At 64.8% G+C, this 12,979-nt stretch carries 13 protein-coding genes; 5 read left to right on the top strand and 8 right to left on the bottom strand.

Annotated elements, in window-relative coordinates:
- Nucleotide 1: 1 nt before the first annotated feature.
- The 3 genes from ACIBI6_RS21015 to ACIBI6_RS21005 form a co-directional block, all read right to left on the bottom strand.
- Nucleotides 2–517 (bottom strand): YbaB/EbfC family nucleoid-associated protein, encoded by a 516-nt coding sequence (locus tag ACIBI6_RS21015; RefSeq protein WP_364355376.1) that lies wholly within the window; start codon nt 515–517, stop codon nt 2–4.
- 10 nt (nt 518–527) lie between these two features.
- The gene (locus ACIBI6_RS21010; protein ID WP_364355379.1) at nt 528–842 is read right to left on the bottom strand and encodes a hypothetical protein; all 315 of its coding nucleotides are present in this window, start codon (nt 840–842) and stop codon (nt 528–530) included.
- 150 nt (nt 843–992) lie between these two features.
- Complete coding sequence (locus ACIBI6_RS21005; RefSeq protein ID WP_396957419.1) at nt 993–1,904, bottom strand: cupin-like domain-containing protein; 912 nt, start codon at nt 1,902–1,904, stop codon at nt 993–995.
- 237 nt (nt 1,905–2,141) lie between these two features.
- Between ACIBI6_RS21005 and ACIBI6_RS21000 the strand changes: the two genes are divergently transcribed.
- From ACIBI6_RS21000 to ACIBI6_RS20990, 3 genes are all read left to right on the top strand, one after another.
- Nucleotides 2,142–3,896 carry a hypothetical protein gene (locus ACIBI6_RS21000; RefSeq protein WP_396957418.1) on the top strand — a complete coding sequence of 585 codons (1,755 nt, stop codon included), beginning with the start codon at nt 2,142–2,144 and terminating at the stop codon, nt 3,894–3,896.
- 42 nt (nt 3,897–3,938) lie between these two features.
- Nucleotides 3,939–4,370, top strand: a complete 432-nt coding sequence (gene dtd, locus ACIBI6_RS20995; protein ID WP_364355388.1) for a D-aminoacyl-tRNA deacylase — start codon at nt 3,939–3,941, stop codon at nt 4,368–4,370.
- 255 nt (nt 4,371–4,625) lie between these two features.
- Nucleotides 4,626–6,128, top strand: coding sequence for a hypothetical protein (locus tag ACIBI6_RS20990; RefSeq protein WP_396957417.1), 1,503 nt, complete (start codon nt 4,626–4,628; stop codon nt 6,126–6,128).
- Nucleotides 6,129–6,179: 51 nt separating this feature from the next.
- Here ACIBI6_RS20990 and ACIBI6_RS20985 read toward each other — a convergent pair whose 3' ends face one another.
- Genes ACIBI6_RS20985 through ACIBI6_RS20975 form a run of 3 tightly spaced genes read right to left on the bottom strand, consistent with a single transcriptional unit; the run spans nt 6,180 to nt 9,660 of the window.
- Complete coding sequence (locus ACIBI6_RS20985; RefSeq protein WP_364355394.1) at nt 6,180–7,472, bottom strand: glycoside hydrolase family 130 protein; 1,293 nt, start codon at nt 7,470–7,472, stop codon at nt 6,180–6,182.
- Nucleotides 7,472–8,482, bottom strand: coding sequence for a glycosyltransferase (locus ACIBI6_RS20980; protein WP_364355397.1), 1,011 nt, complete (start codon nt 8,480–8,482; stop codon nt 7,472–7,474). Before ACIBI6_RS20980 ends, ACIBI6_RS20985 begins: the two co-directional genes overlap by 1 nt.
- Nucleotides 8,479–9,660 carry a glycosyltransferase gene (locus ACIBI6_RS20975; RefSeq protein WP_364355400.1) on the bottom strand — a complete coding sequence of 394 codons (1,182 nt, stop codon included), beginning with the start codon at nt 9,658–9,660 and terminating at the stop codon, nt 8,479–8,481. The genes ACIBI6_RS20980 and ACIBI6_RS20975 overlap by 4 nt, the downstream gene beginning before the upstream one ends.
- A gap of 246 nt (nt 9,661–9,906) precedes the next feature.
- Here ACIBI6_RS20975 and ACIBI6_RS20970 point away from each other — a divergent pair, with 246 nt between their 5' ends.
- A complete protein-coding gene (locus ACIBI6_RS20970; protein ID WP_364355403.1) occupies nt 9,907–10,998 on the top strand; it encodes a glycosyltransferase family 4 protein in 1,092 nt (363 codons plus the stop codon).
- A 17-nt stretch (nt 10,999–11,015) separates the two neighbouring features.
- On the opposite strand, the gene ACIBI6_RS20965 is transcribed toward ACIBI6_RS20970, so the two are convergent.
- Entirely contained in the window at nt 11,016–11,510 is a 495-nt protein-coding gene (locus ACIBI6_RS20965) for a DUF5994 family protein (protein WP_396957416.1), read from the bottom strand.
- A complete protein-coding gene (locus tag ACIBI6_RS20960; protein WP_364355409.1) occupies nt 11,507–11,890 on the bottom strand; it encodes a DUF5994 family protein in 384 nt (127 codons plus the stop codon). Before ACIBI6_RS20960 ends, ACIBI6_RS20965 begins: the two co-directional genes overlap by 4 nt.
- A 354-nt stretch (nt 11,891–12,244) precedes the next feature.
- On the opposite strand from ACIBI6_RS20960, the gene ACIBI6_RS20955 reads away from it, so the two are divergent.
- On the top strand, nt 12,245–12,973 hold the full coding sequence (locus ACIBI6_RS20955; RefSeq protein ID WP_364355411.1) for a TetR/AcrR family transcriptional regulator C-terminal domain-containing protein: 729 nt from the start codon (nt 12,245–12,247) through the stop codon (nt 12,971–12,973).
- The last annotated feature ends 6 nt before the right edge of the window (nt 12,974–12,979 follow it).

Below are 12,979 nucleotides of genomic sequence, written 5' to 3'. Positions count from 1 at the left end.
GTCACCAGCTGGAATCGGTGACTCCGCGGTCCGTGGCCGATTGACGCGAGAGGACCTCGACATTGCTGAATTCCATCTGCGCGCCGTCTTTATCGGAAATTAGTTGGCGCTCTTCGGAATTCGGCGGAGCGAGCGAAACCTTCGGCGCCTTCGGCATTTCGGCGCTCAGGTCGGGCATGCCCTCGATCAGATCCGACAGTTTGGGTAGTCGCGCGCGACGATCGTGCAGGGGCATCATCAACTCCTGCGCCTTGCGCGACACCTCGGCGGTCGCCCGCTGCGCCGCTTCGGTCACCGCCTTCGCGATCTCGCCGTAGCTCAATTCCTCAATGCCGGAAGCGAATTTGGTTTCGATGATGGTGCCATCGGCATTCACGGTGACCGTGATCCGCTTGCGCACGGTAGCGCTGGCGGTCAGTTCGGCACGCTGCTGCTGTACCTGCGCGATCGCCCGAAACTGTTGCTGGACCTCATCGAGCACCGCGGCCATCTCGGCCTTGGCGAATTCGTTCGTCATGGGTAACAACTCACCGGAAGCCGTCGCCGTTGGACTGGTCCATCCGCCGCAGTTCCTCGGCGGTCTTGGTCTGACCGGTGTAGAAGTTGTCGAAATTCGTCGCCGTGGTCTTGATATTCCCGGTCATCTTCTCGCGAGCGACCTTGTATCCGTCTGGCCCTTCGGCGAACTGGCGACCCAGCTTGTCGTTCCCCCACGGCGCACCGCGTCCGGCGAGCGCGGCATCCAACGTGCTCAGCACGCTATTGACCCGATCCCGAACCGCGCTGGTCCGCTCGGCGGCCTTCTCGAACAGATCCGCGTCGTGCCTCAACTTGTCCGACATCGCGCACTCCTCGAGCTCCAGCGGTTCCCCGCACCCATCACCATCGGACTCTCTGAGTCGACGATGCCAGCGCTTGGCAACTCATCCGTAGCTCGAACATGAACGGCAAGTGCCGCGCCAGTTACAGCGCCCACCAACCGTGGTTCGCCGCTACTTGCGCTTGCGGAACCTGCCCACGATGCCGTCGACAATGCGCAGCACACCGCGCACCGCCATCGGGAAGAACGCCGCCTTCATGAACTCGAAGTAGCTCGGGTTATAGCGCGCGACATACGAGATCGCCGGATCCACGGATTCGACCTGGTGCCACCAGAACATCGGAATGTAGAGGATGTCACCGGTCTCGAGGACCACGTCGTAGAAGGACGCCTCCCCCAGCTTCTCGAAGCTGCTCACATCCGGGTCGAACTCGTCGGGCAGCCCGGTGTAGGGGTCCGAAACTTTCAGCGGAATCCGGCCGTACACATTGCGGTACTCATTCGGCGGAAACAGCCGGACCCGCTTGCGGCCGTGCAACTGAATCAGCAGGCCGTGCCATGGATCATTGTGCAGCGGTGTCAGATTGCCCTGCTGGCCGATCCACACGCTGCTCGCCGCTGGACTCTGCTGCCGGGTGCCGACGCGCGCGGGCAGCTGATCGGCCAGCGGCTGCGGGTCCGCGGCGGCACGCGAGTAGTAGTTCTTGCCCGGCTTGGGCTCGTCGAAGACGGCTGCCATGACATCGCGGTATTCGAGCACCTCTACCGGCGATGTTTCCTGCGTGAACACATTGGTCGTACTGGTCAGCGCGGCGACCTTCTGGTCGCCATACTTCTCACGCAGCGCTTCCGGCTGAAAATCCTCGAATACGGGCCAAGTTGTTGCGACACCACGGAATACGACCGGAGTCTGCTCATCGAAGACAGCCTCGAGTTGGAAATCCCGATCGGGTACGACCAACCCCTGCCGCCCGCCCCTCGACGGACTCACCACATCCCGTACGCTCCGACCGACCCACAGCGCGAAACTGGCTAGAAAGATAGGAGCCAGCGTGGCCGGCCTCTCATCGTAACCCTTAGTCATATCCCCGTATCTTCTAAGAGAATTGGTGTAGCGCCCTGACTTTCGGTTGCTCTGTGCAACCATCACCCCGTCGTGAGCCGACCCTATCGACACCTCGAGTCTACCGCCGCGAACCGCACCCACAGCTGGGAAGACCGTAACGCAACTCACCGCCGATCAAGCGGACCTCCCACAGACGGCGACAACGGGTGTGTCGGGACGCCTAGGGTCGAAGGGACGCCGATTTCAGGAGATATCGTGGCCGACTTGCCTTCGGACCCGTTGATTTCGCTGGTGACCGTGGCGGCGGAGCAGATGGGGTATTCGTGCCGGGCAACTGAACCCGACGAGCTGCGGTTGGTGGGCCCGCGCGGGGACGGGCCGCATTTCCTGTGGTTGCACAACCTGCGGCGCAGGCTGAACGAGCAACCGTTCGAGCAGTGGCCCGGGCTCATCGCCGATCATGTCGAGACGTTCCTGGCGCGAGTGGATCCGGATTACGCCGATTCACTCGCTACCGACGAATTCCTCACGGTGCGTGGTCTTCTCAGGACACGGTTCGCGTCGTCGGACACCATTGCGGGCATCGACATCGTCGGCCGCTACGTCGCGCCGGGAATCATTCAGGTGATGGTGATCGAGCAACTTCTCACCGCGGAGGCCGTCACTACCGACCAGCTCGACGAGTGGCAGATCGACAGCACTGAACTCTTCGAGCTGGCGGAGGCGAACACCCGCGCCGCCGGACGGCTCCAGATCGAATGGCGGAACTTCAACGATGCGCATTTCGCCATTCTGAGCGGCTCGGACTCCGCGAGTGCCCACTCGAACTGGCTCGGCGACTATCCGGTAATCGGCACCTACGGAGCGCTTTTCGTAGTCTCGCACGAGGGCAATGTCTACGCGCACCCGATTGTCGGACCGAATGCGCTGACGGCGATGATCCTGCTGGGCAAGGTGGCCGCCAATACCTACCGCAGCGAACCGCGGCCCATCAGCCCGGCGGTCTACTGGTGGCGAGACGGAGAGATCAGCCTGGCTGCCATTACCGAGGTCGATCCCGATCACAATGTCGAGGTGCGCCCGACCCCGGAATTCGAGGCGTTGCTGACCAGCCTGGCGGTGACCTGCGAGTTCGCGGTGGTACCCGCCGAAACGGTCGATACCGCGCTCGACGCGCTGGAACAGTACCGACAGATGTGCATCGCGCCGGACAACAGCGCGAACCCGCCCGCCGTCGACGACCTCATCGCTGAGATCGACCGCAACGGCGGCGCAGTCGGATTCGTTGCGGCGGCTGCGGATTCACGTGGAGCCGTACTGCGCACCTGGGGACCGAACCGCGGCCAGCACCTGCTCGCCGTACTGAAACTCACCAAGGACCGCGACCTCGCCGTGCTCGACGTCGAGACGGGCCACCTCTACGACCCCCGCGGGCGGGTCGAGGTCCACGTAACCGTCGGCGATGGCCGGTCACTGCCCTACCTCACCCGCGCACTACTCGACGACTTCGTGGTCGCCGCCGCCGACCCGGATGACCCGTTCCTGGTCGTCACACGCGCGGACGAGACCTATATCCGAACGCGCCGCCACGAGTGGGTCTACGAAATCGAGCACCGGGCCGGATCCGCGTCGGAACATTTTCGCGTGTATACCTTGCGGCACACGGTTGCTCGCGATGTCATCTGGGCGTGGGCCTGTGGTGACCCGTCGTGGATGGTCGCGGTGCAATGGCGGCGGGTCGATCCGACCTCGCCCGGTATCGAGGCGGCATCCGGGCTGGAAATCCTGCAGGACGAACTGTCGTCCGCTGGTTCCGATCTCTCGGCCGACGCCCTCGCGCTCCTCGATACCTTTCTGGCAGTTCGTGATACACCGATCCCGTCGACGGATCTCGCTGCGACGGAGAACCTCGCGATCGACCCGGCGATCTTGCGCGAGCTGGCGTCATCACACACCGAAGAGGCACGCCCGATCGAAACAGAGAAGCCGGACGACCCGGACGAGACCTGAGGGCAGTCCGGTGCAGCCACACCCGGGTGCGAGGATCGCAGCATGCGAGTACTGGTGCAGCGCGTATCCGCCGCGCAAGTGACCGTCGACGGACAGACCGTGGGCCGGATCGAACCGAATCCGCAGGGTCTGGTCGCCCTGGTCGGCGTGACGCATGACGACACCGAAGGCACCGCGAAGGCATTGGCGGACAAGCTGTGGCGATTGCGAATCCTGGAGGGGGAACGCGCCGCCGCGGATCTGAATGCGCCCATTCTCGTGGTCAGCCAGTTCACCCTCTACGCCGATACCGCCAAGGGGCGCCGGCCGTCCTGGTCCGCCGCCGCACCCGGTGCTGTCGCCGAACCGCTGGTCGAGACCTTCGCCCAGGCGCTGCGCGAGCTCGGCGCAACCGTGGCCACCGGACGGTTCGGCGCGCATATGCATGTCGAACTCGTCAACGACGGACCGGTCACATTGCTGCTCGAGGGCTGAACACGACCACCCGAGCGCAACCACCCCTGACAGGTTCGCGAACCACCGGTTGCTCGGCTGAACCCACGAACGTCACGGAACAGCAACACCGTCCGAGACCGCGGTCGCCGCAGCTGTCAACAGGACGATCTCGGCAGCAGCGGTCGCCGGTGGATTGCCTGCTCATTCCGGCCATTTCTATGGCAAACTCGGTCGAGCAGAATGCGGCCGCTCGACGACCGTGGCGCGGAAGGGTAAGCGGGAGTTGAGGTCGCGATGGATCTGAGTGCACTCGAGCGTCGGGTAGCCGAGGATCGCCGGGCAGCCATCGACCGGACGGTCGAGAACGAATTGCGTTTGGCCACGTCACTGTGTGACCTCGCAAAGGGCCTGGTCGCAACCAAGAACGGCCCCGGCAGAGACCGGACGGCCGAGGCGCTGGCGCCATCGCAGGAGTCCGTCGGCATTCGACTGCACTGGCTCGCCGCCGGTCGCGTGACCGCCGAGTTCGCGGGCGAAGTCCAGGATGCGCTGCGCGTCTTCGAGCAGGCGACTCGGCACATCGGTCACCGCGAGCTCGCGGCGAGCACCATCCGCAATGCCTGCCATACCTATCGCCAGGTGTCGCGGACGCATCCGCAGGTGGCCGCGGTCTGCGCGGACGGGCTGTCGAAATGCGGCGTCTGGTTGTGTCGTCTCGACCCGAAGGCCGCCGTCGCCGCCAGCGAGGATGCCGTGCGCATCCGCGGCGCGCTGTTCGCTGCGAATCCGGATCAGTCCGGGAAGTATCTCGCCAGCCTGAACATGCTGCTGCGCACGCTGATGGTCGGCCGCCAGCGCAAACAGGCGGTGGCGATGTACCGCGAGCGGTACGCGGCACTGACGTCGCCGGAGATGACGGCGCGGCTGCGCGAAACCCGGATCGAGGATATCGATCTCACGAATAAGACCTTCACCGCGCTCACCAAACTCGAGGCCCGGACCTTGCAGCGCGCGGGACATCTGACGCAGCAGCAGATTCTGTACCAAACCTCCGGAGATCTCGCCACGATCGAGGAGATCAACTGGAAGCTCGCACTGGTCGGCCTGAAGCCGCTGGCCGCGGGTGCCCTACCCGATCCCCCGTCGCGGCCGGTGGAGATCGGTGCGACCTTCGGCGCATTGAGTGTCCGCTGCAGCGCTCGCGACGCCGTTGCCCAGGTCCGCGCCGCGATCATCGCGGCCTACGCCGCCGATAGCGTACGCCAGGTCGACCGCTCGGCCGTGCGTGGCGCACACGAAACCCACTGGCACACCTTCGATCCCGAACTGAATCCGGCCGAATCCCTGGGCGATGATGTGGTGTTGATCGAACAGCCATACGGCGGTTCGGTTGTCGTCATGAGCTTGAACTGGGAGATGGCTCCGGTCGGCAAACACCCACTGGCACAGCACCTTTCCGCGCGCTGGCCGGTGATCAGCGTTACCGCGAATGAAAAAATGTCCTACGAGCTGTGCCGATACGAGGACGGTGCGGCCACCCAATACGCCGCCCTCGGCCGCCCGAGCGGACAAGCCCCGCTCGATACACCATTGGCGCCCTTGGACTTCGCGGCCCTGGCCGACTACGGCGCGGACTACGCGTCCGAAACCCAAGTGCGTGCCGCCTTCGGCAACACCGATATGTTCGCGAAACTCACCCACCTGCCCGCCAGCGGGATCCGGCAAGCAGCCCTGGCTATTCCGCTAGCGGACTACGGCGACAACGTCCTGTTTTTCCGCAAGTCGAGCGCGGACTGACGAACTTCCCCAACTCCCTGTGCACGTCGAGAACGCCCGGCGCCGCCGGGTCTAAGCGATGAGCTGTCGGCGCAGGGCGGACAAGTCGACGAATGCGAACCTGATGGCGCGGTCGCCGCAGCCGTAGGGCAGGACCAGGGTGTTCCGGTGGACGAGCGCGCCGCATGAGTACACCACGTTGGGCACGTAGCCGTCGCGTTCGTCTTCGTTCGCGGTCAGCAGCGGCTCGCGGAGTGCGCCGATGAGTCGAGTCGGGTCGTCGAGATCGAGCAGAATCGCGCCGATGCCGTACGTGCGCATCGGACCGACGCCGTGGGTCAACACCAGCCAGCCGTCGGGTGTCTCGATCGGTGGACCGCAGTTGCCGAGTTGGATCAGCTCCCAGGGGTGCGTTGGCCGATAGACGGTGACCGGCGCACGCCACACCCGGGTGTCGGAAGAGCTGACCACACTGATGTTTTCCCGGTCCCACCGCGAGAGCATCAGGTAGCGGTTGTCGACACGTCGTGGAAACAGTGCCATCCCTTTGTCTTCAGCGCCGGACCCGGCCAGCCGAGTGCTGACGAAAGTGCCGAAATCGTTGGTGCGCAACAGCCGTGGCGCGATGCGGGCGCCGTCGAAGGCGGTGTAGGTGCCGTAGTAGGTGACAGTCCCATCCGGCTCGATGAACCGGGTCAGCCTCGCGTCCTCGATGCCGCGGCTCTCGTCGGGGCTCTCGGGAAGCAGCACCCGCGCCGATAGCGGAGCATCGGCGGGGAAGTTCACGGTGTAGTCGCCTGCCGCCGAGGCGGCGACCCGGCCGGTGTCCAGAAAGGGCGAAGGCTTGTCGAAGCGAACCGAATCGTGTTGTGCGACTGTGCCGGTCCGGAATTCGATGCTCGAAAGGTGCCCCTCGCCCAGCGCACGTACGCTCATGACGAACCGCAGCTCGCCCGCCGCCAGGCCGGATTGGTCCGGGTGCGCGACCATCGACGGATTGAACAGCGCCGCGGCTTCGACCGCGTACTCCTGGGTGAAGTACGCGCCGATGAGCTGCCTGCGCGCGGTTGTCAGGGTCCCCCGCCGTGGCAGCAGATGTTCGACGAGCGCCGCATGCGTGGCGAATGTCGCGTCGATATCGCGGTGGCGGTCGCCGAACCGACGGCGCACGGAAGCCAGGCTGGCCAGCAGGTCCGCATCGGTGAGTGCAAGCACGCGGTCGATGATGGCCTCGGCGCGTGAAATCCCTTGTCCGAGAATCTCTTGGCCGGGCAGAAATAGCCTCGCCGATACCCTGCGGGCATCCGGCACCAGCACCACGGCACTGCGCCGGACGAGATCGGCGGGATTGGTGGAGTCGGCCACTACCCGGCCAGCGTGAGTCGGCGCGCCTGTTGCTGCGTGGAGATCAGCGCGAGCGTCGACTCGGCGCCCTGGTTCTCGTTTCGGCCGGTGTGCTCGAGTCCGTCGCAGCAGCCCCCGCTGACCGGGTCGATCAGGGGAGTGTCGACGTCGTTCGTGCCGCGGAACCACGCCTCACACAGCAGTACCGCATCCTTCCATCGCTGGTCGCCGGTTTCGTCGTAGGCGCGGGCGCAGGCGTCCGCCAGGGTCGCCACCTCGATGGGTTGCTGGTCGAAGCCGGGCCGGGTTTCGCCGGTCGCCCAGCCGTCGACGGGGGTGACCGATAAGTGATCACCCGAGGTTTCGATCTCGAGTAACCAGCGCAGCATCGCGAGTCCATCGGCAAAGACGCGGCCCTGTCCGGGCAGCAGCGTGCCGACCGCGAGCAGCGCTTCGGCCAGCACCGCGTTGGCATAGTGCAATCGCGGCTCGGGCCAGCGCCAGTCGAGACGGCGGGTCGGCGGGCCGATCCGGGCGGCCGCGTCGGCGAGTAGTTCGCGCGCTTCTGTGTTCCCCGGCTGGACACGCAGCACCTCGGCGGCGCCGAGAGCGGCGAAGGCCATTGCCCGGGGAAATGGGGACCGCCGGTGCGCCCCGAGGGTGAAGTGCGCCAACGCGATCTGCGCCAAGTCGGGTTGGCGGGCGACGACGGAGCCGAGAGCCCACAGGGCACGGCCCCAGTGATCTTCGAGGCTCGGTTCGTCCTGCCAACTCCGGTCCGTGCCCCGACGATTGTGGCAGCTTCCGTCCTCGTTCAGGGCCGCGATAATGAAGTCCAGATACACGCCGGTGTTTTCGAGTAGTCGTTCGGTCGGCTCGGGCTCACGAACGGCCACCACGAGTGCGCGCGCGACATCGTCGACACAGTAACCATTCTCGATGCGGGGCGTGGTGAACTTCGAGTGTTCGAAGATGCCGCACTCGTCGCTGAGTCGGTAGAGGTGCGCGTAGGAGATGCTGATGGTATTCATGCCGTGGCCAGCTTCGTATCGGCTCGCAGCGTTTCCGCGGCAAGGTCACGATACTTTCGGCCTACCGACGTCCAAAACAGTTCGGGCGCGATGCGTTCGGCTTCGGCGCCCATTCTCGCGGCGAGGCCGGGTTCGGTGATCACGCGGCGCAGCGCGGTGGCGATATCGGTCGGTGATTCTCGATCGACAAGCAGGCCCGCGCCGCTCGACAGCAGTTCTTCAGCATGCGGGAAGGCGGTCGATATCACCGGTTTGCCCGCCGCGACCGCCTCGATCAGCACGCCGGATGTCACCTGCTCACGCGAATCGTAGGGCAGCAGAACCACATCGGCCTGTCTGATGAGCCGGTACAGCTCGATGTTGGACAGGTAGCGGGCGTCGAAGTGCACGGCGTTGGCGACGCCGCGGCGCTGGGCGCGCTCGACGAGGCCGGTGCGATAGGACTCACCCTGGCGCGCAAGCACTCTCGGATGTGTCTGTCCCACCACCCGATACTGTGCGGCCGGGCGCAAGTCGGCGAGGTGGGCCATCGCGTCGATGCCCCATTCGATGCCTTTACCCGCACCGAGTAGTCCCCAGGTCAGGATTACCGGCGTGCGGGAGATCGGCTGGTGTTGGTCGCCGGGCTGTCCGGAGCGATTGTCGGTGGCACCGTGCGGAATTACCCGAACCTTGGCCGGGTCGACCGCATAGTGGTCGATGAGTCGTCGGCGAGCCGTGTTCGTCATGGTGACGACGACCGCGCAATTGCGAGCGAGCTGCTCGAGGATCATCCGTTGCTGTGGTGTCGGGGTGACCAGCACTGTATGCAGCACGACAATGGCCGGAACCCGAAGGGCACGAACGATTTCGAGGATATCGACGCCGTCTCGCCCACTGTAGATGCCGTATTCGTGCTGGATGATCGCGATATCGAAGCGGTTGAGTGCGATGGCCGCGGCGGCGGCACCGCGGTGGTCGCTGCGCTCCCACTGATGTGCCACCTCAGGGGCCGGTGCCGGATCCGGACTGTCGACCACGGCGACAATGCCGACGGTTGGACAGCGCCCGAAATCGACCGACACGAAACCGATTTCGCCCGGCGCGGTCAACGCATCGACCAGTGCACCGGTGAAGGTCGCCAGCCCGCACTGGGTCGGTGAATAGGTACTCAGAACGCCATAGGACCGAACCGACACTGCGCCAGCCTTTCTGATTCGAGGCAGCGCCGACGGTGCCGCTGTCTGCAGCCACTCAATTGGCTGATCGTGTTGCGCTGAAGCGCTTGAGAATCCGCTCCGGGAAAAAGACACGGAGGGATCGGCAACCAGGTCTCGATGATAACACCCGGATCGGCGAAAATTAGTGTGATATGATCGCCGCATCATGTTCGCCCACATCTGGGGCGACTCTCGGCGGTCTTGCCGCCAGTAACCGAGGATTATATGAGAATCGGCGTTATCGCGTCGGTCGCACACCGTACACCTCCGAAAAACTATGGCCCGTGGGAGCAAATTGCCTCGACGCTGGCCGAGGGGTTTGTCGCGCGTGGGCACGATGTCACACTGTTCGCAACGGCGGACTCCGCGACCTCGGCACGGCTGGTCTCCGCCGTACCGTCGGGATACGAGGAGACGGTCGATGCGGATGCGAAAGTCTTCGAAGCGCTGCATAATTCGGCGGCATTCGCGCGGGCCGGGGAATTCGACATACTCGCCAACCATTTCGACTTCATGCCGCTGACTTACAGCAGGCTGGTATCCACACCGATGGTGACGACGATTCACGGCTTCGCCTCGCCGAAAATCGTTCCGGTTTATCGAGAATTCGGTGACATCGCCCACTTTGTGGCGATCACCGATGCCGATCGCGACCCGGATCTGCGCTATGCCGCGACTATTCATCATGGTATCGATCTCACTCAGTTCACATTTCGGCCGGAGCACGGCGAATATTTGCTCTTTCTGGGCAGAATTCATCCGGATAAAGGGACGCACCTGGCGATCGAGGTGGCGCGGCAGGCCGGACTGCCATTGAAGATCGCAGGTGTGATCCAAGACGAGGAATACTTCCGCTCGGCGGTCGAACCGCACCTCACCGGCACCGATGTGACCTACCTCGGTCCGGTCGGTCCGGCAGAGCGGGACGCGCTACTCGGGGGTGCCCGCGCACTATTGCATTTGATCGGTTTCGCCGAGCCGTTCGGTTTGTCGGTCGTGGAAGCCATGGCCACCGGGACACCGGTCATCGCAACACCATTGGGCTCGATGCCGGAGATAGTCCGCCACGGTCGCACCGGATTCCTCGTCGCCGATGTCGCGGGTGCGGTCGCGGCCGTATCGGATATCGGCCGGCTCGACCGTTCCGCCTGCCGGGACGACGTCTTCGAACGGTTCACAGCTGATCGCATGATCGATGCCTACCTAGCTCTATTCGAGCGGGTCGTGCGAGATTGCGGACATCGCAACGAATCCGCCGAGCCGGTACCGCAACAGGCCATCGGCTCGCCTGGACTGTTCTCACACGCCGGACTGTAATCGACAGTGCCCCAGTGCTATTGGGTCTCAGACCGGGTGCCGAGGTGGTGCGGCGTCTCGGTTCGTGACGCCGACCGCATCAGACTGTTCGCTTGATCGGGCGGGGTGTCGGCGGGGATAACCAGCAGGGCCAGATGAGTTCCGCCGACGCCTGCCAGATGCATGACATCCTGTGATTGGGCAGCGCCCGGCCCGTAGAGTCGGATGCCGTCGTCGTGGTCGATACGGCGTTGGGCGAGATTGACCGCGTTCCAGGCGAAGCCGATTCGCACGGTCGAGCCGAGGCGTGGGGTGAGGACGCTGATCAGATCGTGCAGTTCGGCGGTGAGGTTAGCCGTCCACGGCCACCATGCACCGTCGACCTGTCCCGAACGGGAGCCGCTTGTGCGCAGTAGCAGGCGTGGCGTGCGGGTGGGTGTCCGGAACGGTTGCAGGTTGCGTAGCGGCGGGCCGATGTTTCCGGTCATGTCCCGGTGATTGGTTATCGGGCGGTGCGCCTTGATGTGAGTCATGATCTGGTCTCGATTCCACTGGCGGCCAGGGTCGCCGGTTCGGGTTTGACGGCAGCCATCAGGGCCGCATGCGCGGTGTCCTCGGCGGTGGCCGACGGGATTACGCGGAGCACGATCAAGCCGCTGTCGCGGCCGAAGACGAACATCGTGTTCCACCGCTCGAAGCGATAGGGATCGAGCCGGACCGTGCGGTTGTCGACGGTCATTTGCTGGGGTGCGCGTGACCAGCACGCGGGGTCGTAGACGACCCGCCAGACCGGTCCGAGCCCCACCGATAGGACCGCCAGCAGATCTGGCAGTTCGGCGGTGAGTTCGCCGGATCGGGGCCACCAGGCGCCATCGATATATCCGTCGCGTTCGGTCTTCGGCTTCAGTCTCAATCGAGGCGTGTACTCCGGCGGGACGCGATGTCGAGCGGCCGGTGAGCGGATCTTTTTCGGTGACATGATGGTGCTCCTGTTTTCGGCTGTAGTGCCCGTCGATTGATGGGTATCGCGGGAATGCGCGACGGTGCCCGCGTGCCGTCTGGACGGTCAGTAGCAGTGGCGGCGACCGCGGATGGGTGGCCGCTGGTGCCCGCGAGCATGAGCACCAATCCGGTGACGACGACGATGACGCAGATCCTCAGATCTGTTGATGCTTCCAGTAGACGCCGGTTATGCCGTAATGTCAACGCTGTAGGTCTACGATACTGACCTACAGCGAAGATGCTGAGGACTGGAGAATGCTTCGAAATGACCGAACCACCGACCGCTCACACGAACTCCCGATCCGGGCGGCCCGCCCCGGCCACCGCAGGACGGAGCCGCGGTCCGGTGACCAGGGCGACGGTGCTGCACGCGGCGCTCGAGATCGTCGATCGGGACGGGGTCGACGGGCTCTCGATGCGGCGGCTGGCCGAGGCGGTAGGCCGGGATCCGATGGTGGTCTACCGGCATGTGGCCAATAAAGCCGCGGTGCTCGACGGCGTCGCCGAGGTCGTCTTCGCGCAGTTGTCGGTCGATGCCTTCGCCGCGGACTGGGCCGCTCAATTGCGAGTGGTCGCACGCGATTTCCGACGCTTGGCACTGGCCCACCCGAAGGCGGTACCACTGCTGGTGACCCGGCCGTTGGCGACTCCGTTGGGGCTGCGCCCCCAGGCGGTGGTCCGTCCGCTCGAGGACATCCTCGCGCTGCTCACTCGCGCCGGGTTTTCCGGTGCGGATGCCCTGCACATCTACCGTGCACTGTTCGGCTTTCTCTACGGTCACGTGCTCAACGAGTTGCAGGAGATCGTGGAGCATCCCGAGGAAACCGACGAGGTGCTGCGCCTCGGGCTGCATCGGCTGCCCATCGCGAAATTCCCATTGCTGCGCGAGCTCGCCCCGGTGCTGGCGGCCTATGACGGCGCCACCGAACTCGAACGAGGTCTCGATATTCTGCTCACCGGACTCGCGGCGACGCTGCCGGGCCACCGGCAATGATCGTTG

The sequence above is a fragment of the Nocardia sp. NPDC050412 genome, assembly GCF_044458825.1.
GTDB lineage: Bacteria > Actinomycetota > Actinomycetes > Mycobacteriales > Mycobacteriaceae > Nocardia.
Note: the sequence above shows the minus strand (reverse complement) of the source record. Positions and strands in the feature narration are given on the sequence as shown.

Excerpts from the sequence above, each read along its gene's own strand:
- ACIBI6_RS20970 (WP_364355403.1), top strand. The coding sequence starts at position 9,907 with ATGAGAATCGGCGTTATCGCGTCGGTCGCACACCGTACACCTCCGAAA.
- dtd (WP_364355388.1), top strand. The coding sequence starts at position 3,939 with ATGCGAGTACTGGTGCAGCGCGTATCCGCCGCGCAAGTGACCGTCGAC.
- ACIBI6_RS20955 (WP_364355411.1), top strand. The coding sequence starts at position 12,245 with ATGACCGAACCACCGACCGCTCACACGAACTCCCGATCCGGGCGGCCC.
- ACIBI6_RS21005 (WP_396957419.1), bottom strand. The coding sequence starts at position 1,904 with ATGACTAAGGGTTACGATGAGAGGCCGGCCACGCTGGCTCCTATCTTT.
- ACIBI6_RS20965 (WP_396957416.1), bottom strand. The coding sequence starts at position 11,510 with ATGACTCACATCAAGGCGCACCGCCCGATAACCAATCACCGGGACATG.
- ACIBI6_RS20990 (WP_396957417.1), top strand. The coding sequence starts at position 4,626 with ATGGATCTGAGTGCACTCGAGCGTCGGGTAGCCGAGGATCGCCGGGCA.
- ACIBI6_RS21015 (WP_364355376.1), bottom strand. The coding sequence starts at position 517 with ATGACGAACGAATTCGCCAAGGCCGAGATGGCCGCGGTGCTCGATGAG.
- ACIBI6_RS21010 (WP_364355379.1), bottom strand. The coding sequence starts at position 842 with ATGTCGGACAAGTTGAGGCACGACGCGGATCTGTTCGAGAAGGCCGCC.
- ACIBI6_RS20980 (WP_364355397.1), bottom strand. The coding sequence starts at position 8,482 with ATGAATACCATCAGCATCTCCTACGCGCACCTCTACCGACTCAGCGAC.